A 25,709-nucleotide genomic window follows, 5' to 3' on the forward strand; every position below is an offset into this window, starting at 1 on the left:
CGAAGCCCGGTTCGGGGCCCGGTCCGAGCCTGGTTGACGCTAGTTGAGGCCTTCGGCGAGGGCCTTCTCGGTCGCGGCGCGCACCGAGGCCTCGACCTCGCCCGTGAGCGGGAAGCGCGGCGGACGGGTGGCGCCGCCGGGACGGCCGGCCAGGTCCATGGAGAGCTTGATGGCCTGGACGAACTCGGTCTTGGAGTCCCAGCGCAGCAGCGAGTGCAGGGACTTGTAGAGCGGCAGGGCCGTGGTGAGGTCTCCGGCGACGGCGGCCCGGTAGAGGGTGGCGCAGGAGCGCGGCAGGGCGTTGGGGTAGCCGGCGATCCAGCCGACGGCGCCCGCGAGGGCGAGTTCGAGCAGGACGTCGTCGGCGCCGATGAGCAGGTCCAGGCCCGGGGCGAGCTCGGCGATCTCGTAGCCGCGGCGGACGTCCCCGCTGAACTCCTTGACGGCGACGATGCTGCCGTCGCCGTGCAGGCGGGCGAGCAGTGCCGGGGTCAGGTCCACCTTGGTGTCGATGGGGTTGTTGTACGCGACCACGGGCAGCCCGGCGCCGGCGACCTCCGCGTAGTGGGCGCGGACGGTGGCCTCGTCGGCGCGGAAGGCGTTGGGTGGCAGGAGCAGGACGGATCCCGCACCGGCCTCGGCGGCCTGCTCCGCCCAGCGGCGGGCCTCGGCGCTGCCGTACGCGGCGACGCCGGGCATGACGCGGGCGCCGTCGCCCGCGGCCTCGACGGCGGTGCGCACGACGCGGGCCCGCTCCTCGTCGGTGAGGGTCTGGTACTCGCCGAGGGAGCCGTTGGGCACGACGCCGTCGCAGCCCTCGGCGATCAGCCAGGCCACGTGCTCGGCGTAGGCGTCGTAGTCGACACTCAGGTCCTCGCGCAGCGGGAGGGCGGTGGCGACCATGATGCCGTGCCAGGGGCGGGTGCGGGTGTCGGGACGGGGCGCGGGGGTGGGCGCGTGGTTCATGAGCAGACTCCCTAGTGTGGTGTGTGACATTTTACTAGTGGGTGTGAGGCGGCCACAAGGGCCGGGAGGGCCCGATCAGCGGGCGCAGGGGGGAAGTTCGGTCCCGGGCGGCGCGGGCAGCGCGGCCAGATGGCGCAGCGGAACGGGGCAGGACAGCGGACGCCGGTCGGGCGCGGGGTCCTCCCCGGCCAGCGCGGCGACGGCCGGACCGCACATCCGGCCCTGGCACCAGCCCATCCCGGCCCGGGTGAGCAGTTTGACGGTACGGGCGTCCCGCGCGCCGAGCTCGTCGACGGCCTCGCGGATCGGGCCAGCCGGGACCTCCTCGCAGCGGCAGACGGTGGCCGCGTCGGGCAGCCAGTCCGTCCACCCCGCGCCGGGCCGGTGGGCGGCGGCCATCGCCCCGGCGAAGGCCCGCAGCCTGGCCCGGGTCCGGGTGAGGGAGGGCGCGACGGGCACCCTCGCGATCGCGTGCGCGGCGATCTCCCCCTCGGTCAGGGCCAGCTGGGCACCGCCGATGCCGCCGGTCTCGCCGGCCGACCAGATGCCGGGCACCGAGGTGCGCTGCGCCGCGTCCAGGTCCAGGGCGACCGTGCCGTCGGGGGCCCGGAGGGTGGCGCAGCCGAGGGCGGTGGCCAGTTCCAGCTGGGGCACGAGCCCGTGGCCCACGGCCAGGGCGTCGCAGGGGATCCGGCGGGCGGTGCCGGGCATCGGGCGCCAGTCCCGGTCGAGGCGGGCGACCGTGACGGCCTCCACCCGGCCCCGGCCGTGCGCCTCGGTCACCGCGTGCCGGGTCAGCAGGCGGATGCCGTGGCGCGCCAGGGCGCCCCCGTACACGGCGCCTTCGGCGAGCTTGGCCGGATTGCGCAGCAGGGCGCGGGCCTGCGGGGCGTACGCCGTGTACGAGGCCGCCTCGACGACGGCGGGCACGGTGGCCCCGGCGGCGGCGAGGGAGCCGGCCACCGCGAGCAGCAGCGGGCCGCTCCCGGCGACGACGACCCGGCGGCCCGGCAGCACGAGGCCTCCCTTGAGCATGGCCTGCGCCCCGCCCGCGCCGACGACCCCGGGCAGGGTCCAGCCGGGGAACGGCAGTTGCCGCTCGTAGGCGCCGGTGGCGAGCAGGACGGCACGGGCGCCGATGGTCGCCGCCCGCTCCTCGGGGCCGGCGACGGCGTGCAGCGTCCAGCCGTCGGCGCCGTCCGGGACCACCGTCCAGACGTGGTGGAAGGGGAGGTGGGCGATCCGGCCCGCCGCCACGTGGGCGCGCAGGGCGGCTTCGCGCGCGGTGAAGGACCGCCAGTCGTGGTGCAGGGCCTGGGGGCGGAGGGCGCCGAGGCCCGGGGCGGGGTGGCGGTAGAACTGGCCGCCGGGGCGCTCCCCCGCGTCGAGGAGGGTGACGCGCAGACCGAGCCGGGCTGCGGTGACGGCGGCGGCGAGTCCGGCGGGGCCGGCGCCGACGACGGCGAGGTCGGCGGGGGCCGCGGGGGCCGCGGGGGCGGTGGCGGGGGCCGTGGCGTGGGCGGCCGGGTCAGACGGCGAGGTCGGCATGTCCGGTGCCCTCCTGGGTGGTGACGGAGTCTCCGGGGCGGGCCGGGACGAGGCAGGCGCGCTGGTTCGGGCGGCCGTTGACGGTGACGAGGCAGTCGTAGCAGGCGCCGATGCCGCAGAACGCCCCGCGCGGGACACCGCCTTCGCGGGTGGTGCGCCAGGCGAGGATCCCGGCGCCCCACAGGACGGCGGCGACGCTCTGACCTTCCTCGGCGGTCAGTTCACGGCCGTCGAAGGTGACGGGATACGTGGCCGCCGGGGTGCCGCCTACCAGTGTGCGGGGGGTGCGCATCCGGGGTGCTCTCCTGGGGTCTTGCCCTGGCGGGCGGGGTCGGGGGTGACGGGGTCGGGGGTGGGCCGGGGCCGGGGCGGGGTGCCGTCCGGGACTGCATGATTTATGGCGCCCTGTCCGGGGCTGCGTGGGTGCTGGGTACCTCGCGCCAACACATCACGTTTTACGTCCCGGACGGCACCCCACCCCGACCCCGACCCTCGCGGCCCCCGCCCTCGGACTCCGGGTCCGGGTCTTCGTCCGGGCCCTCGAAGCGGGCCGGGTTGAAGGGGGTCGGGTCCACTGCCGGGGCGGTTCCGGTGAGGGCGGCGGCGATGAGGGCGCCCGTGGCCGGGGCCAGGCCGATGCCGGCGCCCTCGTGGCCGCAGGCGTGGAAGAGGCCCGGTACGCGGGGGTCGGGGCCGATCGCCGGGAGGTGGTCGGGGAGGTAGGGGCGGAAGCCGTGGTAGGTGCGCAGGACGCGGGTGTCCGCCAGGACCGGGAAGAGCGCCGCCGCCTGGCCGGCGAGCCGGCGCAGGGCCTCGGTGGACAGGGTCCGGTCGAAGCCGACCCGTTCGCGGGTCGCGCCGATCAGGACGGGGCCCGACGGGGTGCCCTCCACCACCGCCGAGGACTGCAGGGCCGCGGAGTCGCTGGCGACGTCGGCGATGTAGTCGGCGGCGTAGACCTTGTGGCGGACCACCCGGGGCAGGGGTTCGGTGACCAGGACGAAGCCGCGGCGCGGCATCACCGGCAGGGTGGTTCCGGCGAGGGAGGCGATGTGGCCGCCCCAGGTGCCCGCCGCGTTGAGCACCGCCGGGGCCAGGATCGTGCGGCGGGGCGTGCGGACGCCGACGGCGCGGCCGCCCCGCAGGAGCACTCCGGTGACCTCCTCGCCGAGGTACCGCTCGGCGCCGGACGCGGCCAGCAGGCGGGCCGCGGCCTGGGCCGGGTGGACCTGGGCGTCCTGGGGGTAGTGGAAGGCTCCGGCCTGCCCCGGGGCCAGGTGCGGCTCCAGGTCGCGCAGGGCGTCCGGCCCCACCTCGGTGGAGGTCACCCCGGCGGCGCGCTGCCCGTCCGCGAAGGTGCGGAGCGCCTTGAGGGTGGTCTCGTCGGGGGCGACGACCAGGCCGCCCTTGGCCTCGTACTCGGTCTCCCGCGGAAGGACCGCCGCCAGGTCCCGCCAGAGCCGGGCCGACAGGAGCGCGAGGTCGAGCTCCGGGCCGGCCTCCTTGTCGGAGACGAGCAGGTTGCCCTCGCCGGCACCGGTCGTGCCGCCCGCGACGGGGCCGCGGTCGACGACGGCCACGGACAGTCCGGAGCGGCTCGCGTAGTACGCGCACGCGGCGCCGACGACGCCGGCGCCGATGATCACGACGTCCGGGGAGTGGTTCTGGGACACGACAGTAATATGTCACATTCTTTAGGGGCTGCCTAGGCATGCCGGAGGGGTGCCCCGGGCCGGTCCCGCCCCCCGCGGGAATCGGGACCGGCCCGGTGACGGTCAGCTGCGCAGGGGGCCCTCACAGCTGTACGAGGAGGTGCCCGCGACCTTGTTCGTCCAGATCTCCAGCGGACCGAAGGAGCAGTTCATGTCGGCCAGGTTGTTGGAGGCCGCGCCCGCCCGGTCGAGGATGAAGTAGTCCACCGTCTCGGACATGTCCTTGAAGTTCTGGTCGTCGCTGCGCCAGTTCGACAGGTTCGCGGTGATCCGGCCGGTACAGGTGAAGCGGCGCTTTCCGGGGTCGCCGTTCTCCACGCAGTCCGGGGTGTTGTACGTCGCCGTCGCGAAGGCGGACTTGACCGAGGAGAGCGCGGAATCGCGCAGCTGGTCGTTGGCGGTGAAGGTGGTGTTCGGGACGTAGAGCTGGTCCACCTTGGCGATCTGCGCGTCCAGGAAGCGGTTGTAGTCGCGCTGGAGGTAGGTGTCCGACCCCATGCGGTTGCGCCAGGCGTCGTAGCCCGCGACGTCGTTGGCGCGCAGGTAGCCGTACATCTCGCGCAGCAGGGAGGGCTTCTCGGTCCACAGAAACTCGAAGAACGTGCCCGCGTAGTTGTAGAAGCGGAACCCGTCGCCGGCGTAGGTGGCGTTGAGCAGTTGCTGGACGCTCATGCGGGGGCCGCCGCCGGAGGTGTCGTTGATGACGCCCCGGACCAGCGACTTGCGGACGGCGATGCCGTTGTCGCGGGTGGAGCCGTCGAAGAACTCGGCGGTGCCCTCGTCCATGGCGGTGGTGCGGTCGCCCTCGTACCAGGGGCCCTGGCCGAAGGAACCGGGGACGGCGAAGCGGCCGTTGAGGTAGTGCGTGTACTCGTGGCGGAAGAGCTCTTCGAGGGTGAGGGAGGAGTCCTGCGGGACGCGGCGCTGGTAGGTGTAGAAGGTGGCGCCGTTCTCGATGTAGATGCCGCCGTTGTTGGTGCCGTAGCCGGTGAGGAGGGGGTGGTAGTTCTCGTAGTCGGCGCGGGAGGCGTAGAGCACGATGTTCAGGGTGGTGTTCGGGTCGCCGGCCAGGGGCTGGTCGGTGCCGAGGACGCGGTGGAACTGCGTCTTGACCTGCTTGCTCGCGTAGTAGAGCTGGTCGACGGTGGCCCGGTCGAGGGCCGTGCGGACCTTGATGCCGCCGTTGTCGTAGGTGTAGGTGTTCGGGAAGAGCTGCTTCTCGATGTCCTCCTTGCACACCCCGTACGGCTTGCACGCCTGGTAGAGGTTCAGCCAGGAGACGGCCTTGGCCCAGGGGTCGACGCCGAAGGTGGACTTGAGCGGCTCCAGCATGGCGCCGAGGTCGGCGACCACCTGGTCCTTGAGGCCGTCGACCTGGCCGAAGCGGCCGTACTCGCTGATCGCGTCGCGCACCACCCAGGCATTGGCCGTGCCCTTGAGGTGGGTGTAGCCGGCGAAGGCCTTGAAGGTGGCGCGGTAGGCGGCGTCGCCCGCGACCGCGGAGTGGAAGGCGGCGTCCTGGTTGCCCGGGTAGACGCCCAGGTAGTTGACGGACAGTGCGGAGAGCGCCGCGCCCGCCCAGCCGGCGTCGAGGTTGGTGGCCGGGTGGGACGGGTCCATGGTGGCCAGGACCCGCTTGATCAGGCCGAGCTGGTACTGGCGCAGCCCCGGGGCGCTGCCCGCGTAGAGGGCCTCGCGCAGGGTGCGGGCGTTGGTGGCCGTCACGTCGAAGGTGCGGGCGGCGTCGCCGAAGTCGGCGATGGCCCGGCGCATCGCGTCGACGGTGGGGGCGTCGGTGACGTCGATCTCGGAGCGCGAGTAGTCGTGGTACACGACGGCGTGCAGGTAGGTGAACATCTCCTCCAGGTGGGAGGAGTTACGGCCGTCGTGGGCGGCGGCCAGGCCGGATACCCGGCGGGAGACGGCCTGGACATGGGCGTCGGACATGACGGGCGCCAGGCGCGCGTCCCAGGTCCAGATGAGGTTGCGCAGGCAGCCGTCGGCGGTGACGGCCGGGTCGGCGAGGAAGTCGGCGAACTGCTCCGGCGAGAGGCCGGTGATCCCGTCAAGGGTGCAGGGGACGCCCGCCGCGACGCTGAGCGCGGTGGGAGCGGCCTGGGCGGAGGCCGCCTTGCGGCTCTTCTCCGCGCGCTCGGCGGAGGCGGAGGAGCCCGGGGCCGAAACGGCCGGGGCGGCGCCGGGCACCTTGCCGTCGGTGACGCCCTTGCCGCCGGGGGCCGGGGCGGGCGCCGCGACGAGCTCCTGTGCGTCGGCCCGGTGGTCGACCTCGTCGAAGGGGTTCGGCGTCGTGGTGCCGGTGGCGCCGGGGGCGCCGGAGGTGAAGGCGGCGGGTGCGGAGGCGCCGGTCGGGGCGACGGGGGTGCCCCGCTCCGCGGCCTGGGTCACGGCCTGGCCGGCGGTGGCGAGGAGGGTGACCGCCACGGCGGCGGAGAGGAGGGACGTACGCACAACTCTGTGCTGGGACACCGAGAGCTCCTGTGGGGAGGGAGGTGGGGGAAATGGTGCGTGAACTGCCCTGCTTCACACGGCGTTTGACGGGGATTAACGTGCCGCGATGTGAGCTGTAACATAGTAATGTGAAATTGCACTGGCAAGACCTGTGCGCCCATCAGTTCGGTACTTCTTGAGGGAGCCTCCATGAGCGACGCCTCCGCCCGCCTCAACACCGGCAGTCACGACCTGCCCGTATCAGCAGAGTTGTCCCGGTTCATGGCCGGGAACTGGGCGGCCACTCCCCTTCCCGCGGCCGCCCGCGTCCCCTCGCACGCCGTCACCCCGGCGCGCCGCGCCAGGCTCTCGGCGCGCTTCCCCGGCGAGCGGCTGCTCATCCCGGCCGGCGAGCTGATGGTCCGTTCCAACGACGCCGACTTCCGCTTCCGGCCGCACAGCGCGTACGCCTGGCTGACCGGACTGACGGGCGAGGACCAGGCCGGGCACGTCCTGGCCCTGGAGCCGTCCGGCCCGCACGGGCACGAGGCCGTGCTGTACCTCAGGCCGCGCTCTCCCCGGGCCGACGGGAACGAGGAGTTCTTCCGCGACCGCCGCTACGGCGAGTTCTGGGTGGGCCGCCGCCCGGACCTCGCGGAGGCCGAGCGGCTGACCGGCATCCGCTGCGCGCACCTGGACACCCTCGGCGAACCGCCGGCCCGCAACGCCGCCACGGACGGCGAACTGGCCGCCGCACTGTCCGAGTTGCGACTGGTCAAGGACGCGTGGGAGGTCGACCAGCTGCAGCTGGCCGTGGACCACACGACGGCCGGTTTCGAGGACGTCGTACGGGCCCTGCCGCAGGCGTTCGCGCACCCGCGCGGGGAGCGCTGGATCGAGGGCGTGTTCGGACTGCGCGCCCGCGCGGAGGGCAACGGGACCGGCTACAGCACGATCGCGGCCTCGGGCGCCCACGCGGGCGTCCTGCACTGGATCCACAACGACGGCCGGCTCAACCGCGACGAACTGCTGCTCCTGGACGCGGGCGTGGAGACCGACACCCTCTACACGGCGGACATCACCCGCACCCTCCCGCTGTCCGGGCGCTTCTCCTCCGTCCAGCGGCAGGTCTACGAACTGGTGCTGGCCGCACAGGAGGCGGGCATCGCGGCGCTGCGACCGGGGGCGAGGTTCGGGGACTTCCACCGGGCCGGCATGAAGGTCATCGCGGAGGGGCTCGCGGAGTGGGGCGTCCTCAAGAACGCCGAGGGCGACCTGCACCGGCGGTACACGCTGTGCAGCAGCGGGCACATGCTGGGACTGGACGTCCACGACTGCGCGAAGGCGCGGGCCGAGACGTACCTGGAGGGCGTCCTGGAGGAGGGCCAGGTGCTGACCGTCGAACCCGGCCTCTACCTCCAGCCGGACGACGAGACGCTGCCGGCCGAGCTCCGCGGGGTGAGCGTGCGCATCGAGGACGACCTGGTCATCACCGCCGAAGGGGCGCGGCTCATGTCGGGGGCCCTGCCGCGCACGGTCGCGGGCGTGGAGGAATGGATGGGCACCCTCCTGGACTCCGCGGGCTCCTGACCTCCCCGCCCGTCCGGGCCCCGCTCCGGCCGAAGCGGGGCGGGGCGGGGCCCGAGCCCGGGCGCTACGGGAGGACCGCGAAGCCGTCCAGTTCGAGTTGGGCCTGCGTGTCCCAGAGGCGGACCACGCCGACCACCGCCATCGCGGGGTACTCGCGCCCCGCGAGCCGGCGCCAGATCCGGCCCAGCTCGGCGGCGTGTTCGCGGTAGGCCGCCACGTCCACCGCGTACACCGTCACCCGCGCCAGGTCCCCCGGGGTGCCGCCGGCCGCCGCGAGGGCCGTCAGCAGGTTGGCGAGGGCCCGCTCGAACTGCTCCGGCAGGGTCTCCCCCACGACCTTGCCGGAGCCGTCCAGTGCGGTCTGGCCGGCCAGGAACACCAGCCGGCCCCCGGTGGCGGTGACGGCGTGCGAGAAGCCGGTCGCCGGGGACAGCTCCTCCGGATTGATCCGCTCCAGGCTCATCCCGCCGACGCCTTCCGGTAGAGCTCCTTGGCGATGAGGGTGCGCTGCACCTCGCTCGCGCCCTCGTAGATCCTGGGCGCCCGCACCTCCCGGTACAGGTGCTCCAGCAGGTGGCCGCGGCGCAGCGCGACCGCCCCGTGCAGCTGGACGGCGTGGTCCACGACGTACTGGGCCGTCTCCGTGGCCAGCAGCTTCGCCATGGCCGCCCGCCGGGGGACGTCCGGGGAGCCCCCGTCGTAGGCGCCGGCCGCCGCGTACACCAGCAGCCGGGCGGCCTCGGTGCGGGTGGCCATCTCCGCGACCCGGTGCGCGACGGCCTGGAGGTCCGCCAGCACCCCGCCGAAGGCGGTGCGGCCGGCCGTGTGGGCGAGCGTCGCGTCCAGGGCGGCCCGCGCCATGCCGACCGCGAAGGCGCCCACGCTCGGCCGGAACAGGTTCAGGGTCTCCATCGCCACCCGGAACCCCTGCCCCGGCTCCCCCAGGACATCTGCGCGGCCGACCGGCACCCCGTCGAAGGCGAGCGAGCCGATGGGGTGCGGCGACAGCATGTCGAGGGCCTCACCGCCCAGTCCCGGCCGGTCCGCCGGGACCAGGAACGCGGTGACCCCCCGCGAACCCGGCGCCTCACCCGTCCGGGCGAACACGGTGTAGAAATCTGCTTCGGGGGCGTTGGAGATCCAGCACTTCTGCCCGTGCAGCCGCCATCCCGCCCCGTCCGGGACGGCCTCCAGCGCCAGGGCCGCCGCGTCCGAGCCCGCGCCCGGCTCGCTGAGCGCGAACGCCGCCACCAGCCGGCCCTCCCGCACCCCCGGCAGCCACCGCTCGCGCTGCTCCGCGCTGCCCGACCTCAGCACCGGGTGCGCCCCCAGGCCCTGCAGGGCCAGGGCCGTCTCCGCCTCGGTGCATCCGTAGGCGAGCGATTCCCGCAGCAGGCACAGCTCCAGCGCGCCGGAGTCGAACACCTTGTCCAGCAGTCCCAGCTCCCCGAGCGCCGCCAGCAGCGGCCGGTTCACCCGGCCGGGCTCACCCTTCTGGGCGAGCGGCCGCAGCCGCCCCGCCGACAGGGCACGCAACTGCCCGCACCATTCCTCTTCGTCCACCCCGAGCGCGAATCCGGCCATCCGAATGCCCCAGTCCTATCGCGTCCTGTTGACTGTCGTCACCATCACGATACGCTCTAGAGGCAGCTCCCCGGGGTCAACGGAGAGAGGCACCGCACGGCCGGCTCCATCCCGTCCGGACGTCGCAAGGGGGCGAACCCGCCTTGGAGCTCAAGCCTTCCGCTCATACCGACACCTTCGCGCGCGAACACCTGCCGCCCGCCGACGCCTGGCCGGAGCTCCTCTTCGAGCTGCCCGAACTGGCCTATCCGGACCGGTTGAACTGCGGCGCGGAACTGCTCGACGCCACCGTCGACCGCTTCGGCCCCGACCGCCCCGCCTTCCGCTCGGGCTCGGGCGAGGTGTGGTCGTACGGGGAGCTGCGCGAGCGCGTCGACTCGCTGGCCCACGCCCTCACCAGCGACCTCGGCGTGGTCCCCGGCAACCGGGTGCTGCTGCGCGGACCCACCGGGCCGTGGCTCGCCGCCTGCTGGCTGGCGGTGATGAAGGCGGGCGGGGTGGCCGTCACCGTGCTGGCCCAGCAGCGGGCCCAGGAGCTGGCGACGGTGTGCTCCATGGCCCGGGTGGGCCACGCCGTCTGTCACGCCGACGTCCTCGACGACCTGGTCAAGGCCGAGGTGACCGGCCTGCGGATCGCCACCTACGGCGGGGAGGCCCCCGACGACCTGCTGCGGCTGGCCGAGACCCACCGGGAGCCCTATCCCGCCGTCGAGACCTCCGCCGACGACGTGGCGCTGATCGCCTTCACCTCCGGCACCACCGGCCGCCCCAAGGGCTGCATGCACTTCCACCGCGACCTCCTCGCCATCGCCGACACCTTCTCCCGCCACCTGCTGCGGCCCCGCCCCGACGACGTGTTCGCCGGCAGCCCCCCGCTCGGGTTCACCTTCGGACTCGGCGGACTGGTCGTCTTCCCCCTGCGCGCGGGGGCCTGCGCGCTGCTGCTGGAACAGGCCGCACCCCGCGCCCTGCTCCCCGCGCTCGCCGAACACCGGGTCACGGTCCTGTTCACCGCTCCCACCGCCTACCGGTCGATGCTGGACACCCTGGGCCCCTACGACACGGGCGCCTACGACCTGTCGGCGCTGCGCCGCTGCGTCTCCGCCGGCGAGAACCTGCCCGCCGCCACCTGGCAGGCCTGGTACGAGCGCACCGGACTGCGGATCATCAACGGCATCGGGGCCACCGAACTGCTGCACATCTTCATCTCCGCGGCCGACGAGGACACCCGCCCCGGCGCCACCGGCCGGGTGGTGCCCGGCTGGGAGGCCCGGGTCGTGGACCCGGCAGGCCTGCCCGTGGCGGACGGCGAGCCCGGGCTCCTGGCCGTGCGCGGGCCCGTCGGCTGCCGCTACCTGGCCGACCCTCGCCAGCGCGAGTACGTCCGCGACGGCTGGAACCTGACCGGTGACACCTACGTCCGCGACGCCGACGGCTACTTCCGCTACGTCGCCCGCGCCGACGACATGATCATCTCGTCCGGGTACAACATCGCGGGCCCGGAGGTTGAGGAGGCCCTGCTGCGCCACCCCGACGTCGTGGAGGCGGCGGTGGTCGGGCTCCCCGACGAGCGCAGGGGCCAGATCGTGGTCGCCCACATCGTCCCGCGCGACGGATCGGTGCTGACCGAGGACGTCCTGCGCACCCACATGCGCTCCGAGCTGGCCCCGCACAAGTGCCCGCGCTCCTTCGTCTTCCTGCCCGCGCTGCCCCGGACGGCGACCGGCAAACTTCAGCGCTTCCGGCTGCGCGATCTAGAGTGAACCCGTGGTCGAGCAGCACACTCCGCGATCTCTGATCGTCACGTTCTACGGCGCCTACGGGCGGACCTTCGAGGGGCCCGTCCCGGTGTCCGCACTGGTCCGCCTGCTGGGCGCGGCCGACGTCGACGCGCCCTCCGTCCGCTCCTCGGTGTCCCGACTGAAGCGGCGCGGCTTCCTGGTGCCCGCGAAGAGCGCCGACGGCGCGGCCGCCTACGATCTCTCCGAGGAGGCCCGGCTGCTGCTGGAGGACGGGGACCGGCGGATCTACGGCCCCCCTCAGGTGTCGGAGGAATGGCTCGTCGCGGTCTTCTCCGTCCCGGAGCAGGAGCGCAACAAGCGGCACCTGCTGCGCTCCCGCCTCGCCCGGCTCGGCTTCGGAGCGGTGGCCCCGGGCGTGTGGATCGCCCCGGCCCAGCTGGCCCGCGAGACGGAGCACACGCTGGAGCGGTTGCACCTGACGGCCTACGTCGAGCTCTTCCGCGGCTCCCACCTCGGTTTCGCGCCCACCTCCGAGGCGGTGGCCCGCTGGTGGGACCTGGCGGCGCTGGCCAAGCAGCACGAGGAGTTCCTCGATCTGCACGAGCCGGCGCTGCGCGCCCTCCAGTCGGGCCCGGAGCCCACGCCGGAGGCCGCGTACCGCACCTACCTGGCCGCCCTGGACTCCTGGCGGCGGCTGCCCTACGCGGATCCCGGACTGCCCCGAGAGCTCCTCCCCGCGGACTGGCCGGGCGACCGGGCTGCGGCGGTCTTCTCCGAGCTCCACAGCCGGCTGCGGGACGCGGGCGCCCGCTTCGTGCGGCCGTAGCCGCGGGCTGCGGCGGGCCTCCGCGGCGGGACGGTGGTACTGCTTCGCGCACGGGGTTCGGGTCTTCATGGGTTCCTCCTCCTGCCGGGCCCGGGTGGGGCCGTCGGGCGGCCTGGCCTCCTGCCGCATTCCCAAGATCCCAGCGGCCCGGCACCGCCGCTTCCCCCGCGTGGGGGAGCCCTCTCCCCCACCCGGGGGAGCGCCCCACGACCACGCCACGAGCGCCCCCGCTCCACCCCCGGAGCGCCCCTCCGCGCGGCCCGCCTCCCCCGCGAGCGGCCCGGAGAACGGCCCGGAAAATCGCGTGCGCCGGGCTCCGGGCACCCGACACGATGAGCCATGACATGGACCTTCAGCAATGATCTGGCGGCCTATCTGAAGGCCGCGCGCCCCGCACTGACGGCACGGCCGGTGGTCAACACCAGCCTGCTCACCGTCACCGACTCCCTGGAACGGCGCGGCCCGCACGCCCACGGCGCCGCCGACCCCGTCTTCGGCTGGTGGACCGGCGCCGACGGGACCGTCACGGGCGCCCTGCTCCGCACGCCGCCCTACCCCGTGCTGCTCGGCGCCCTTCCGCCGGAAGCCGTCCGCGCCCTCGGCCCGGAGCTCACGGCCGCCCCGCTGCTCTCCGGGATCCAGGGGATCAACGCCCGCCGGGTGGACGCCCTGACCCTGGCCGCCGCATGGGGGCGGCCGACCCGGATCGTGGAGGAGCTGCGGCTCTACCGGCTCGCCGCCCTGACGGCCCCGGAGCGCGCCCCGGCCGGACGGCCCCGGCTCGCGGCCGAGGCGGACCTGCCCCTCCTGCTGGAATGGACCCGCGAGTTCGACCGGGAGACGGACCAGCCCGGCCGTGCCTCGGAGGCCGCCCTGCGCGAGCGGCTCTCCTACGGCGGCGCCCTGCTCTGGGAGCACGACGGCCGCCCGGTGTCCCTGGCGGCGTTCTCCCGCCCGATCGCCGGCGCCTCCCGCGTCGGCCCCGTCTACACCCCGCCCGCAGACCGGGGCCGCGGCTACGCCGCCGGGATCACCCACGCCGCGACCGGCGCCGCCCACGCGGCCGGCGCCCGCGAGGTCCTGCTCTTCACCGACCTCGCCAACCCCACCAGCAACGGCATCTACCAGCGCCTCGGCTACACCCCGGTCGAGGACCGCGTCCACCTGGAGGCGCTCTGACCGCCCCTCCCCGCTGCCGCCGCTACCGCACTACCCCTTCCCGGTCGGCGGCTTGCGGCTGCCGGCCCGGTAGGGGGCGGGCCAGGGCGCGCCCGGTCCCTCGTACCCCTGGTCGGCCGCCGCGTGCAGGGTCCAGTGCGGGTCGTACAGGTGCGGGCGGCCCACGGCGCACAGGTCGGCGCGCCCGGCCAGCAGCAGGGAGTTGACGTCGTCCCAGGAGGAGATGGCGCCGACGGCGATGACGGGGACGCCGAGCGCGTTGCGAATCCGGTCGGCGTAGGGGGTCTGGTAGGAGCGCCCGTACTCCGGGGTCTCGTCGGCCACGACCTGGCCGGTGGACACGTCGACGGCGTCCGCGCCGTGGGCGGCGAAGGCGGCGGCGATCCGCTCCGCCTCGTCCGGCGCGGTGCCGCCGGGCGCCCAGTCGGTCGCCGAGATCCTGACCGTCATCGGGCGGTCCGCCGGCCACACGGCGCGGACCGCGTCGAAGACCTCCAACGGGAAGCGCAGCCGGTTCTCCAGGGGGCCGCCGTAGGCGTCGTCGCGGTGGTTGGTGAGCGGCGACAGGAACCCGGACAGCAGGTAGCCGTGCGCGCAGTGCAGTTCCAGCAGGTCGAAGCCGCATTCCGCGGCGCGCACGGCCGCCGCCGCGAAGTCCGAGCGCAGCGCGGCGAGGTCGGCGGTGTCCAGGGCGCGCGGGACCGCGGACACGCCGGGCCGGTAGGGCAGTGCGGAGGCGGCGACGAGCGGCCAGTTGCCCTCGGGCAGCGGCTCGTCCATGCCCTCCCACATGACCCTCGTCGAGCCCTTGCGGCCCGAGTGCCCGAGCTGGACGCCGAGGGCGGTGCCCGGCGCGGAGGTGTGGACGAAGTCGACGATCCGCTTCCAGGCGGCCGCCTGCCCCGAGGTCCACAGGCCCGTGCAGCCGGGGGTGATCCGGCCCTCGGCGCTGACGCACACCATCTCCGTCATGACGAGCCCGGCCCCGCCCAGGGCCCGCTCGCCGAGGTGCACCAGGTGGAAGTCACCCGGCACCCCGTCCCGCGCCGAGTACATGTCCATGGGCGCGACGACGACCCGGTTGCGCAGGGTCAGGCCCCGCAGGGTGAACGGGGTGAACATCGGCGGGGTTCCCGACGCACCCCCGGCGCCCCCGGCGCCCACCGCACCCCCCGCGCCCGCCACGCCTGCCGCACTCGCCGCGCCTGCCGCACCCGCCGGGCAGCCGAACTCCTCTTCCACCGCCCGCGTGAAGCGGGCGTCGCGCAGCCGCAGGTTCTCGTGCGTCACCCGTCGGCTGCGGGTCAGCAGGTTGAAGGCGAACTGCCGGGCGGGCTGGCCGACGTAGCCCTGGATCTCCTCGAACCACCGCATGCTGGCGGCCGCCGCCCGCTGGGTGCTGGCCACGGCGGGCCGCCGCGCGGCCTCGTACGCCGCCAGGGCCTGGGCCACACCCGCCGGGGGGACCTCCTGCGGGCCCGGGCGCCCAGGGCCCGCTTCCTCCCCGGTGGCCTCCGCCAGTGCCTCGGCGAGCGCCAGAGCGTCCTCGACGGCGAGCTTGGTGCCGGAGCCGATGGAGAAGTGGGCCGTGTGCGCGGCGTCCCCGAGCAGGACCACGTTCCCGTGCGACCAGCGCGCGTTCTCAACGGTGCGGAAGCGGGTCCAGGCGGAGCGGTTGCCCCTCAGCGGCCTGCCGCGCAGGGCCTCGCTGAAGGTCTTGGCGCACCGGGAGGCGGACTCCTGCTCGTCGCACAGGTCGAAGCCCGCGGCGCGCCATACCTCCTCCCGCATCTCCACGATCACGGTCGAGGAGTCGTCGGAGTACGGGTAGGCGTGGAGCTGCATCACCCCGTGCGCGGTCTCCGCGATCTCGAAGCGGAAGGCTTCGAAGGCGAAGTCGGCGGCCAGCCAGATGTAGCGGCAGCGCCCTTCGGTGACGGTGGGACGGAAGTGCGCCGCGCCCTTCTCCCGGATCGCGCTGTGCACCCCGTCCGCCGCGACGACCAGGTCGTGCGTACGGGCCAGCTCGTCCGCGTCGGGGGCCGGGGTGCGGAAGCGGAGCCGGACGCCGAGACCCGCGCAGCGCTCGTGCAGGATCTCCAGCAGCCGGCGCCGGCCGAGCGCGGCGAAGCCGTGGCCGCCGGAGGTGAGGAGCCGGCCCCGGTGGACGACCTCGACGTCGTCCCAGCGCACGAACTCGGCGCCGAGGGCGGCGTGCACGACCGTGTCTGCGCGTTCGATCCCGCCGAGGGTCTCGTCGGAGAGCACGACGCCGAAGCCGAAGGTGTCCTCGGGGGCGCCCCGCTCCCAGACCTCCACGTGGTGCCCCTGCCGTGCCAGCAGCGCGGCGGCGTACAGTCCCCCCGGTCCCCCGCCCACGACGGCGACCCGCATGGCGTTACCTGCCCTTCCAGCGCGGCGGCCGCTTCCCGGTGAAGGCCGCGTGGAACTCCGCGTAGTCCTCGCCGTGCATCAGCAGCGCCTGGGTGTTGGCGTCGAGTTCGACCGAGGCGGCCAGCGGCATGTCCAGTTCCGCCGTCAGCAGGGCCTTGGTCTGCGCGTACGCGAGGGCGGGTCCGGCGGCGAGGTGGGCGGCCAGTTCGGCGGCCCGGACGTCGGCCTTGCCCTCGTCGACCAGCTCGCTGAGCAGGCCGATCCGCTCCGCCTCGGGGGCGCGTACGGGTTCTCCGAGCATCAGCAGCCGGGTGGCGTGGCCGAGGCCGACGACCCGGGGCAGCAGATAGGCGGCGCCCATGTCCCCGCCGGAGAGGCCGACGCGGGTGAAGAGGAAGGCGAACCGGGCGGTGGGGTCCGCGATCCGGAAGTCGGCGGCGAGGGCGAGGACGGCTCCGGCTCCGGCGGCCACTCCGTGCACGGCGGCGATCACCGGGAAGGGGCATTCGCGGACGGCCCGGACCACCTGGCCGGTCATCCGGTTGAAGTCGAGCAGCTGGGCGGTGTCCATGGCGAGGGTGGCACCGATGATCTCGTCCACGTCCCCGCCGGAGCAGAAGCCACGGCCCTCGCCGGCGAGGACGAGGGCGCGTACGGAACGTTCGCGGGACAGTTCGGCGAGCAGATCGCGCAGGTCGGCGTAGGCGCCGAAGGTGAGCGCGTTCAGCTTCTCGGGGCGGTCGAGGGTCACGGTGGCGACACCGTCCTGCCGGGTCACCCGCAGGTTGCGCCACCGTTCGGTCGATGGGGTGGAACCGGTGAAGGGGCTCACGGGACCGACGGTATCACCGACTCGTGACTACCGTCACGGAAACGCGACACGAGAGGGGCCGACGGCCGGGCCCGGCCCGCAAGCGTGCCGAAGGTCCCCGGTGCCACCGACCTCGGCCCCTTGCGCTTCGGCCGGGGTGCCCTACGAAGCCGGAATTCCACTTCGTATCGTTGAAAGCGGGAATTCACCCGGGCGCCACCGGAGTGACTCCCGCCGCACCGCCCCTCCACGCCCCTCCACGCCCCCGCGACGATTCCGGAACGGACGGATCAGCCTTGCCCGACGCCTCCGCCTGGCGGATCGCCCTCCCGCACTCCACCGCGGCCGTGCCCCTCGCGCGCGCCCTGGTCCGCACCGCCCTCACGGACGGCGGCCCCTCGGCCGACCGGGACACCGCGGAGCTGCTGACCGCCGAGCTGGTCGCGAACGCCGTGGAGCACACCTCCGGCGGAGCCCCGATCGAGCTGGTCGTGGAGCTGCGGGCGAACGGCTGCCAGGTGGAGGTGCACGACGGCGACCCGCGCCCGCCGGGCGACCTCGCCGCCCGCCCCGACGACACCCCTCCCGACCCCTGGCAGGAGCACGGCCGGGGCCTGCTGCTGATCCGGACCCTCAGCTCCGCCTGCGGCCACCGGCGCACCGCGCGCGGGAAGGCCGTGTGGTTCACCCTGCCGACCCGCGCCGCGACCGCCTGACGGCACGGGCGGGACGCGGGACGGGCGGGACGGACGGCCGCTACGCCCCGGTACCGGGGGCGGCGAGCAGCGCCACGAGGACGGCCTTGATGGTGTGCAGCCGGTTTTCAGCCTCGTCGAAGACGACCGAGTGCGCCGACTCGAACACCTCGTCCGTGACCTCCAGCGAGTCCAGCCCGTGCCGCTCGTGGACCTCGCGGGCCACCTTGGTGCCCAGGTCGTGGTAGGCGGGCAGGCAGTGCAGGAACTTCACGTCCGGATTCCCGGTCGCGCGCAGCACGTCCATGGTGACGGCGTACGGGGCCAGGGCCGCGATCCGCTCGTCCCAGACCTCCTTGGGCTCGCCCATCGACACCCAGACGTCCGTGGCCACGAAGTCGGCCTGGGCCACGCCCTCCGCGACCTCCTCGGTGAGGGTGATCCTGGCCCCGCTGGCCGCGGCCAGCTCCCGGGCCCGCGCCACGACGGCCTCGGCCGGCCAGTACGCCTTCGGCGCGACGATCCGGACGTCCATGCCCAGCAGCGCACCGGTGACCAGGTAGGAGTTGCCCATGTTGAAGCGGGCGTCGCCGAGATAGGCGAAGGCGATGCGCTCCAGCGGCTTGCCGACGTGCTCGGTCATCGTGAGCACGTCGGCGAGCATCTGGGTGGGGTGCCAGTCGTCGGTGAGGCCGTTGAAGACCGGGACGCCCGAGTGCGCGGCGAGCTCCTCGACCGCGTCCTGGCTGTCGCCCCGGTACTCGATCCCGTCGAACATCCGGCCGAGCACCCGGGCCGTGTCCCGGACGGACTCCTTGTGACCCATCTGGGAGCCGGTGGGGTCGAGGTAGACCGTGTGGGCGCCCTGGTCGGCGGCGGCGACCTCGAAGGCACAGCGGGTGCGCGTCGAGGTCTTCTCGAAGATCAGCGCGATGTTCTTGCCCTGGAGCCGGCGCTGCTCGGTCCCGGCCTTCTTGGCGGCCTTGAGTTCGGCGGCGAGCTCGACCAGACCGCGGAACTCGGCGGCGGTGAAGTCGAGCTCCTTGAGGAAACTGCGGCCGAAGAGGTCGGTGGCCATGGGGGACACTCCAGGGTGGCGCTGACAGGGGATGTTGGAAGTCTATACGATCCTCTGCATTGATATACAGTCCCATCCGGCCGTGCGCCCCGGATCACACGGCGCCCCCCGATCACACGGCGTCCCGCTCCACCGGGCAGCTCATGCACCGCGGCCCGCCCCGGCCCCGTCCCAGCTCGCTCCCCGGGATCTCGATCACCTCGATGCCCTCCTTGCGCAGGTGCGTGTTGGTGGTGACGTTCCGCTCGTAGGCGACCACCACCCCCGGTTCCACCGCCAGCACGTTGCAGCCGTCGTCCCACTGCTCACGCTCCGCCGAGTGCACGTCCTGGGTGGCCGTCAGCACCCTGATCCGCTCCAGGCCGAGGGCGGCCGCGATCGCCCGGTGCATGTGCTCGGCCGGGTGGTCGCTCACCCGCAGTTGCCCGGGCCGCTCGCCCGGCCGGATCGTGTAGGAGCGCAGCATGCCCAGCCCCGCGTACTGAGTGAACGTATCTGCGTCGACCATCGTCATCACCGTGTCCAGGTGCATGAAGGCCCGCCGCTTCGGCATGTCGAGCGCCACGATGGCCGTCGCCGAGCCGGCCGCGAACAGGCCGCGTGCGAGCATCTCCACCGCCTGCGGGGTGGTCCGCTCGCTCATGCCGATCAGCACGGCGCCGTTGCCGATGACCAGGACGTCCCCGCCCTCGATGGTCGAGGGGTAGTCCACCTGACCCTGCGACCAGAAGTGGAAGGCTCCCGAGCCGGTGAACAGCGGGTGGTGCCGGTAGATCGCCTCGAAGTGCACGGTCTCGCGCTGCCGGGCCGGCCAGCGCATGGCGTTGATCGACACCCCGTCGTAGATCCAGGCGGAGGTGTCCCGCGTGAAGAGGTGGTTGGGCAGGGGGCCCAGCAGGAAACCGTCCGTCTCCAGCGCGTGGAAGCGCACCGACACCGGCTCGGCGTGCCGCTCCAGGAACTCCCGCTTGGTCATGCCGCCGACCAGGGCGTCGGCGAGGTCGGCCGAGGAGAGTCCGTCGAAGACGGCACGCAGGTGGTCGGTGGCGAGGGGGCCGTACTCCTTCTCGTCGAAGACCCGGTCCAGTACGAGGTGTCTCGCCTCGGGGATGTCGAGGGACTCGCGGAGCAGGTCGCCGAAGAGGTGGACGGCGACGCCCCGGTCGCGGAGCACGTCCGCGAAACCGTCGTGTTCCTGGCGGGCCCGGCGCACCCACAGCACGTCGTCGAAGAGCAGGGCGTCCTTGTTGCTTGGTGTGAGCCGCTTCAGCTCCAGGTCGGGCCGGTGGAGGATGACGCGGCGGAGCCGCCCGGTCTCGGAGTCGACATGGAATCCCATGCCGTACACGTACCCAGACCGGACGGCTTTTTGACCTGGCGTCGGCTGCGCGGACTCAGCGCAGGCCGAGAAGTGCCGTCGGGGCGCCGATCACTTCCGGAGCGATCACGCCGAGCTTGGGGGCGGTCAGGTTCGGGATGCCGCTGTTGCCGCCGTCCGGCATCGTCAGGGGCGAGCCGACGACGGCTCCGGGACTCCGGGTGAGCAGGGTGGTGCCCGGGGACTCCAGCGAACCCTCCCCGTCCGTCGCGGGGTCGCCCAGCAGGTTGGGCACCGGCGAGGTGATCCGGGTGACACCGAGGTCGGTGCCGATCGGCACCACCGGGAGCAGCGGTGTCGGGAGCATGTCGCCCTTGTGCTGGCGGGGCGCCTCGGGGGCTCCGACGACCGGCATCGGGACGGCGGTGGCGACGTGCGGGGTGGGTACGCCCAGCGTGGTCTCCACCGCCTCCAGCGGCACTCCCACGGGAACCGAGTCGGCCACGGCCGGGGTGGCCGCGCCGGCCGCGGCCATACAGGTCATGAGCGCCGCAATGCTTCCGCGCGCGGTCATCTTCATAGGTGACGTTCCGTCCTTCCGGGGTCGCGGACATTCCGCTGCCCTGGATGAACGATCCGGCCGCTGTTTTCCCCGGGCTTCATCGCGGAAGTTCCCCCATACGACCTAATTCCAGGCCGTACGGGGGCCTCCGCTTTACGGCGCGCATCCCTCGGTCGGGGTCACGTCCAGGGTCACGGCCGGCTCACAACCGGGGGTCCACCGGCTCCGATTCGAGGGCGAGCACGGCGAACACCGCCTCGTGGACCCGCCACAGCGGCTCCCCCGCGGCCAGCCGGTCCAGCGCCTCCAGCCCGAGCGCGTACTCGCGCAGGGCGAGCGAGCGCTTGTGCCCGAGGAACCGCGGGCGCAGTCGCTCCAGCTGCTCCGGGCGCGTGTACTCCGGGCCGTAGACGATCCGCAGGTACTCGCGTCCGCGGACCTTCACCCCCGGCTGGACCAGCCGGCCCTTGCCGTCGCGGACGCACGCCGCGAGCGGCTTGACGACCATGCCCTCACCGCCGCCGGCGGTCAGCTCCAGCCACCAGTCGGTGGCGGCCCGCACGGACGCCTCGTCCCCGGTGTCCACGAGGATCCGGCCGGTGCGCCGCAACAGCGGGGCACCGGACCGGTCGGCGGCGGCCCGTCCGTCGGCGTCGGCCAGCCGGTCCAGCCACGCCAGCTGCTCGTCGTGCGGTACGGCGGCCAGCGAACGGCCTGCCGCCGCGAGCAGCTGGAACGGCGCGAACCGTACGTCGTCCAGCCCGTCGGTGGTCCAGCAGTAGCGCCGGTACGCCTCGGTGAAGGCGGCCGCGTCGGCGGCCCGGCCGCGCTGGCGCTCCAGCAGGACGCCGGTGTCCACGCCCCGGGCCGCGGCCGCCTCCAGGGCGGCGAGGGCGTCCGGGAAGACGGCGCGGGAGGCCGCGCCGACGGCGGCGTACTGGTTGCGGAGCAGGCCGGTGGACTTCAGGGACCAGGGCAGCAGCTCGCCGTCGAACAGCAGCCAGTCCGTGTCGAGTTCCGCCCACAGGCCCGCGCCGTCGACCGCCGCGCGCAGGCGGGCGAGGAAGGCCTCCGTCACCTCGGGGTCCTGGAAGAAGGGGCGTCCGGTGCGGGTGTAGAGGGAGCCGGTGACGCCGCCCTCGACCCCGAACCGCGCGCGGGCCGCGTCGGCGTCGCGGCAGAGCAGGACGGTGGCGCGGGAGCCCATGTGCTTCTCCTGGCACACCACCCGCTCGACGCCGTCGGCGCGGTACTGGGCGAAGGCCTCGGCCGGGTGCTCCAGCCAGCCCTCCTGCGCGGCGGTGGCGGTCGGCGCCATGGTCGGCGGGAGGTAGGGCACCAGCCGGGGGTCCACCGCGAAGCGGCTCATGACCTCCAGGGCGGCGGCCGCGTTCTCCTCGCGGACGGCCACGTTGCCCAGGTGACGGGTCTCCACCACGCGGCGGCCCTGTACGTCGGCCAGGTCCAGCGGACGGCCGTCGTGCCCGCCCGGAACCTCGGCGACGAGCGGTTTGACCGGCTCGTACCAGACCTTCTCGGCCGGTACGTCGACCAGTTCGCGCTCGGGCCAGCGCAGGGCGGTCATCCGGCCGCCGAAGACGGCGCCGGTGTCGAGGCAGATGGTGTTGTTGATCCAGGTGGTGTCCGGGACCGGGGTGTGGCCGTAGACGACGACGGCCTTGCCCCGGTAGTCCTCGGCCCAGGGGTAGCGCACGGGCAGGCCGAACTCGTCGGTCTCGCCCGTGGTCTCCCCGTAGAGGGCGTGCGAGCGGACCCGGCCGGAGGTGCGGCCGTGGTACTTCTCCGGCAGGCCCGCGTGACACACCACCAGCCGGCCGCCGTCGAGGACGTAGTGGCTGACCAGGCCGGCGATGAACGTCCGCACCTCCTTCACGAACTCCTCGGACTCGCGCCCGAGCTGCTCGACGGTCTCCGCGAGGCCGTGGGTCAGCTGGACCTTGGAGCCCTTGAGGTAACGGCCGAGCTTGTTCTCGTGGTTCCCGGGGACGCACAGGGCGTTGCCGGACCCGACCATGCCCATCACCCGGCGCAGGACGCCGGGGCTGTCGGGGCCGCGGTCCACGAGGTCGCCGACGAAGACGGCGGTGCGGCCGTCGGGGTGGGCGCCGTCCTCGTAGCCCAGCTTGCCGAGCAGGGTCTCCAGTTCGGACGCGCAGCCGTGGATGTCACCGATGATGTCGAAGGGTCCGGTGAGGTGGGTCAGGTCGTTGAACCGCTTCTCCAGGACGACTTCGGCGGACTCGGCCTCCTCCACCGTGCGCAGCACGTGCACCTTGCGGAAGCCCTCGCGCTCCAGACCGCGCAGCGAGCGGCGCAGTTCGGAGCGGTGGCGCTGGATGACCCGGCGGGGCAGCCCGGCTCGGTCCGGGCGGGCCGCGTTGCGCTCGGCGCAGACGGACTCCGGCATGTCGAGGACGATGGCGATGGGCAGCACGTCGTGCTCGCGCGCGAGCCTGACGAGCTGACGGCGCGATTCCGGCTGGACGCTGGTGGCGTCTACGACCGTCAGGCGTCCGGCGGCGAGGCGCTTGCCCGCGATGTGGTGCAGGACGTCGAAGGCGTCCTTGCTGGCGCTCTGGTCGTTCTCGTCGTCGGCGACCAGGCCCCGGCAGAAGTCGGAGGACAGCACCTCGGTGGCTTTGAAGTGCTTGCGGGCGAAGGTGGACTTCCCCGATCCGGTGGCTCCGATCAGGACGACGAGGGACAGGTCGGTGACGGGGAGGACGCGGTGGGTGGCGGGAGTGCTCATGCTGCCTCGCCCTCCTTCGGGGTGTCGGTGGTGGCGGCGGTGGTGCTGGTGGTGGTGGTTGCAGTGGTGCCGGTGGCGGCCGTGAAGACGGCCATCTGGGTCGGCGGACCCACCTCGGGGTCGTCCTCGCCGACCGGTACGTACGCCACGGTGTAGCCGTACCGGGCGGCGACCCGGCCGGCCCAGGCGCGGAACTCCTCGCGGGTCCATTCGAAGCGGTGGTCGCGGTGGCGGACGTGCCCGGCGGGCAGCGACTCCCAGCGGACGTTGTACTCGACGTTCGGCGTGGTCACGAGCACCGTGCGGGGGCGGGCCGCGCCGAAGACGGCGTACTCCAGCGCGGGCAGCCGCGGCAGGTCGAGGTGCTCGACGACCTCGCTGAGCACGGCCGCGTCGTAGCCGGCCAGCCGCTTGTCGGTGTAGGAGAGCGAGCCCTGGAGGAGGGTGACGCGGGAGCTCTGGCGCTCCCCCATCCGCTCCAGCCGCAGCCGCCGGGCGGCGGTGGCCAGCGCCCGCACCGACACGTCGACGCCGACGACCTCCGTGAAGGACACGTCCTTCAGCAGGGCCTGGACGAGCTGCCCCTGTCCGCAGCCCAGGTCGAGGACCCGGGCGGCCCCCGCGGAGCGCAGGGCGGCGAGGATCGCCTCGCGCCGGCGCACCGCGAGCGGGACCGATCGCTCCGCGCCGTCCCGGTGCTCCTCCGCGGCGTCGTCGAGTTCTCCCGCCTCGCTGCCGTCGGCCTCGGCGAGGCGAGCCAGCTCCAGGCGCTCCATCGCGTCCTGGGTGAGCCGCTTGTGCCGGGCCAGGTAGCGGGCGGCGATCAGGGCGTGCTCGGGGTGCGTCGCCAGCCAGCCGTCTCCGGCGCGCAGCAGCTTGTCGACCTCGTCGGGGGCGACCCAGTAGTGCTTGGCGTCGTCGAGCACGGGCAGCAGGACGTATAGCTGGCGCAGGGCGTCGTCGAGCTTCAGTTCGCCTTCGAGGACGAGCCGTACGTAGCGGCTGTCGCCCCACTCGGGGAAACGTTCGTCCAGCGCGACGGGCTCGGTGCGCACGGAGGTCCAGCCCAGCGGGCCGAACAGCCGCCGCACCAGGTCCGCGCCGCCCCGGGCGGGCAGCGCCGGGAGCTCGACGCGCAGCGGGCGCGGCTGCCCGGCCAGTTCGGGCCGGGCCGCGCACGTGCCGGCCAGGGCGCTGCGGAAGACCTTGCCGAGCGCGACGGCGAACAGGGAGGAGGCCGCGTAGGGGCGGTCGTTGACGTACTGCGCGAGCGCCGCGTCGGGGGCCGCGCCCCGGCCCTTGCCCTGGGAGCGCCGCACGAGCGCGACGGGATCCACCTCCATCAGCAAGGCCGCCGTGCACCGCTCGGCCGTGGCCTCGGGGTAGAACACGTGGGCGGTGCCGTGCGAGGTGGTGAACCCCTGGGCCCTGCCGGGGTGCTTGTGCAGCAGAAAGCCCAGGTCAGTGGCCGGATTCTCGGCGGTGCCCGTGGTGCTGATCGTGAGGAACATGCACTTCAGCATGACCGTGGCGGCGCCCTCGGGCCAACGGTTTTACCCTCCCCCGCGCCGGTGGCCCGCGGGTCGGGGGCTCACCCGCGGCCCGGGGCGCTGATCAGGACGGTCGGGTGCGCAGGGAGGCGATGGTGTCCGGTCCGACGCGGCAGCAGCCGCCGATGAGGCGGGCGCCGGCCGCACGCCAGGCCGCCACGTTCCAGGGGGCGGGGGCGGACGGGGGGTGCCAGGTGTGGGTGGCGGCGTCCCATGCGGAGCCGTCGTTGGGGTAGGCCACCAGGGGTTTGCCGGTGACGGAGGCGGCCGCCTCCAGGGCGGGGAGCACGTCGGCGGGGTCGCAGCAGTTGACGCCGACGGCGATGACCTCGGGGGCGGCGGCCGCGAGGGCGAAGGCCTCGTCGAGGGGCTGGCCGGCCCGGGTGCGGCCGGCCTCGACGGTGTAGGAGAGCCAGGCGCGGGCCCCGCTGCCGGCCAGGACGCGCAGCAGGGCCTCGGCCTCCACGGTGTCGGGGACGGTTTCCAGGGCCAGTACGTCCGCCCCGCCCAGGGCCTCGATCCGGGGCCGGTGGAAGGCGGCCAGCCGGGCCACGCCCAGGCCGTACCGGCCCCGGTACTCGGAGCCGTCGGCGAGGACCGCCCCGTACGGGCCCACGGAGGCGGCCACCCACACCTCGTGGCCGGCGGCCCGCGCGGCCCGGTCGGCCACCCGGACGCCTCGCCGCAGCAGGGCCGGGTCGTCCCCGACCTGGTAGCTCGCGGTGATCAGCACCTCGGCGCCGGCCCGGACGTACGCCGTGTGGGCGCGCTCCACCTGGTCCGGGTGCTCGGCGAGCACCCGGCCGGTCCACAGGCCCCCGGACAGGTCGCAGCCCTGGGCGGCGAGCTGGTTGCTGAGCCCGCCGTCCAGGAGGACGTTCCGGACGTCCAGGGCGTCGGCGAGCGGGCCGGTCGCGCGGGGCATGGCCGGTTGCC

20 protein-coding genes are annotated in these 25,709 nt (G+C 74.1%); 5 read left to right on the top strand and 15 right to left on the bottom strand.

What is annotated here, in order from left to right:
* Positions 1–39: 39 nt before the first annotated feature.
* The 5 genes from ABZW32_RS00290 to ABZW32_RS00310 form a co-directional block, all read right to left on the bottom strand.
* A complete protein-coding gene (locus tag ABZW32_RS00290; RefSeq protein ID WP_030238319.1) occupies positions 40–966 on the bottom strand; it encodes a dihydrodipicolinate synthase family protein in 927 nt (308 codons plus the stop codon).
* Positions 967–1,041: 75 nt separating this feature from the next.
* Complete coding sequence (locus tag ABZW32_RS00295) at positions 1,042–2,514, bottom strand: FAD-dependent oxidoreductase (RefSeq protein WP_356209155.1); 1,473 nt, start codon at positions 2,512–2,514, stop codon at positions 1,042–1,044.
* Positions 2,495–2,806, bottom strand: coding sequence for a (2Fe-2S)-binding protein (locus ABZW32_RS00300; RefSeq protein WP_356209157.1), 312 nt, complete (start codon positions 2,804–2,806; stop codon positions 2,495–2,497). Before ABZW32_RS00300 ends, ABZW32_RS00295 begins: the two co-directional genes overlap by 20 nt.
* 163 nt (positions 2,807–2,969) lie before the next feature.
* Positions 2,970–4,187: an FAD-binding oxidoreductase gene (locus tag ABZW32_RS00305; protein WP_356209159.1), complete on the bottom strand. Its 1,218-nt coding sequence runs from the start codon at positions 4,185–4,187 to the stop codon at positions 2,970–2,972.
* 102 nt (positions 4,188–4,289) lie between these two features.
* Positions 4,290–6,713, bottom strand: a complete 2,424-nt coding sequence (locus ABZW32_RS00310; RefSeq protein WP_356209161.1) for a collagenase — start codon at positions 6,711–6,713, stop codon at positions 4,290–4,292.
* A 171-nt stretch (positions 6,714–6,884) separates the two neighbouring features.
* Here ABZW32_RS00310 and ABZW32_RS00315 point away from each other — a divergent pair, with 171 nt between their 5' ends.
* Positions 6,885–8,264, top strand: coding sequence for an aminopeptidase P family protein (locus ABZW32_RS00315; protein WP_356209163.1), 1,380 nt, complete (start codon positions 6,885–6,887; stop codon positions 8,262–8,264).
* A gap of 64 nt (positions 8,265–8,328) precedes the next feature.
* On the opposite strand, the gene ABZW32_RS00320 is transcribed toward ABZW32_RS00315, so the two are convergent.
* Both ABZW32_RS00320 and ABZW32_RS00325 read right to left on the bottom strand, forming a co-directional pair.
* Complete coding sequence (locus tag ABZW32_RS00320) at positions 8,329–8,727, bottom strand: RidA family protein (RefSeq protein WP_356209166.1); 399 nt, start codon at positions 8,725–8,727, stop codon at positions 8,329–8,331.
* Positions 8,724–9,848, bottom strand: a complete 1,125-nt coding sequence (locus ABZW32_RS00325) for an acyl-CoA dehydrogenase family protein (RefSeq protein WP_356209169.1) — start codon at positions 9,846–9,848, stop codon at positions 8,724–8,726. Before ABZW32_RS00325 ends, ABZW32_RS00320 begins: the two co-directional genes overlap by 4 nt.
* A gap of 143 nt (positions 9,849–9,991) precedes the next feature.
* Between ABZW32_RS00325 and ABZW32_RS00330 the strand changes: the two genes are divergently transcribed.
* From ABZW32_RS00330 to ABZW32_RS00340, 3 genes are all read left to right on the top strand, one after another.
* Positions 9,992–11,611: an AMP-binding protein gene (locus ABZW32_RS00330; protein WP_356209172.1), complete on the top strand. Its 1,620-nt coding sequence runs from the start codon at positions 9,992–9,994 to the stop codon at positions 11,609–11,611.
* A 4-nt stretch (positions 11,612–11,615) separates the two neighbouring features.
* The gene (locus ABZW32_RS00335; protein ID WP_356209174.1) at positions 11,616–12,416 is read left to right on the top strand and encodes a PaaX family transcriptional regulator C-terminal domain-containing protein; all 801 of its coding nucleotides are present in this window, start codon (positions 11,616–11,618) and stop codon (positions 12,414–12,416) included.
* A gap of 339 nt (positions 12,417–12,755) precedes the next feature.
* Entirely contained in the window at positions 12,756–13,595 is an 840-nt protein-coding gene (locus ABZW32_RS00340; protein ID WP_356209176.1) for a GNAT family N-acetyltransferase, read from the top strand.
* 30 nt (positions 13,596–13,625) lie between these two features.
* Here ABZW32_RS00340 and ABZW32_RS00345 read toward each other — a convergent pair whose 3' ends face one another.
* Complete coding sequence (locus ABZW32_RS00345) at positions 13,626–15,989, bottom strand: bifunctional salicylyl-CoA 5-hydroxylase/oxidoreductase (protein WP_356209179.1); 2,364 nt, start codon at positions 15,987–15,989, stop codon at positions 13,626–13,628.
* A 4-nt stretch (positions 15,990–15,993) separates the two neighbouring features.
* On the bottom strand, positions 15,994–16,821 hold the full coding sequence (locus ABZW32_RS00350; RefSeq protein WP_280914197.1) for an enoyl-CoA hydratase family protein: 828 nt from the start codon (positions 16,819–16,821) through the stop codon (positions 15,994–15,996).
* 275 nt (positions 16,822–17,096) lie between these two features.
* Here ABZW32_RS00350 and ABZW32_RS00355 point away from each other — a divergent pair, with 275 nt between their 5' ends.
* On the top strand, positions 17,097–17,516 hold the full coding sequence (locus tag ABZW32_RS00355) for an ATP-binding protein (RefSeq protein ID WP_356209182.1): 420 nt from the start codon (positions 17,097–17,099) through the stop codon (positions 17,514–17,516).
* 40 nt (positions 17,517–17,556) lie between these two features.
* Here the strand turns inward: ABZW32_RS00355 and argF are convergent, their stop codons facing one another.
* The 6 genes from argF to mmuM form a co-directional block, all read right to left on the bottom strand.
* Positions 17,557–18,573 carry an ornithine carbamoyltransferase gene (gene argF / locus ABZW32_RS00360; RefSeq protein WP_356209184.1) on the bottom strand — a complete coding sequence of 339 codons (1,017 nt, stop codon included), beginning with the start codon at positions 18,571–18,573 and terminating at the stop codon, positions 17,557–17,559.
* A gap of 112 nt (positions 18,574–18,685) precedes the next feature.
* Positions 18,686–19,912, bottom strand: coding sequence for an arginine deiminase (locus ABZW32_RS00365; protein WP_356209187.1), 1,227 nt, complete (start codon positions 19,910–19,912; stop codon positions 18,686–18,688).
* Positions 19,913–19,967: 55 nt separating this feature from the next.
* The gene (locus ABZW32_RS00370; protein WP_356209189.1) at positions 19,968–20,465 is read right to left on the bottom strand and encodes a hypothetical protein; all 498 of its coding nucleotides are present in this window, start codon (positions 20,463–20,465) and stop codon (positions 19,968–19,970) included.
* Positions 20,466–20,655: 190 nt separating this feature from the next.
* Positions 20,656–23,223 carry a polynucleotide kinase-phosphatase gene (locus ABZW32_RS00375; RefSeq protein WP_356209192.1) on the bottom strand — a complete coding sequence of 856 codons (2,568 nt, stop codon included), beginning with the start codon at positions 23,221–23,223 and terminating at the stop codon, positions 20,656–20,658.
* The gene (locus tag ABZW32_RS00380; RefSeq protein ID WP_356209195.1) at positions 23,220–24,734 is read right to left on the bottom strand and encodes a 3' terminal RNA ribose 2'-O-methyltransferase Hen1; all 1,515 of its coding nucleotides are present in this window, start codon (positions 24,732–24,734) and stop codon (positions 23,220–23,222) included. Before ABZW32_RS00380 ends, ABZW32_RS00375 begins: the two co-directional genes overlap by 4 nt.
* A gap of 103 nt (positions 24,735–24,837) precedes the next feature.
* Positions 24,838–25,698 (bottom strand): homocysteine S-methyltransferase, encoded by an 861-nt coding sequence (gene mmuM, locus ABZW32_RS00385; protein ID WP_356209197.1) that lies wholly within the window; start codon positions 25,696–25,698, stop codon positions 24,838–24,840.
* Between the last annotated feature and the right edge of the window lie 11 nt (positions 25,699–25,709).

Origin of the sequence: Streptomyces sp. NPDC004667, assembly GCF_040609475.1 — a bacterium.
GTDB lineage: Bacteria > Actinomycetota > Actinomycetes > Streptomycetales > Streptomycetaceae > Streptomyces.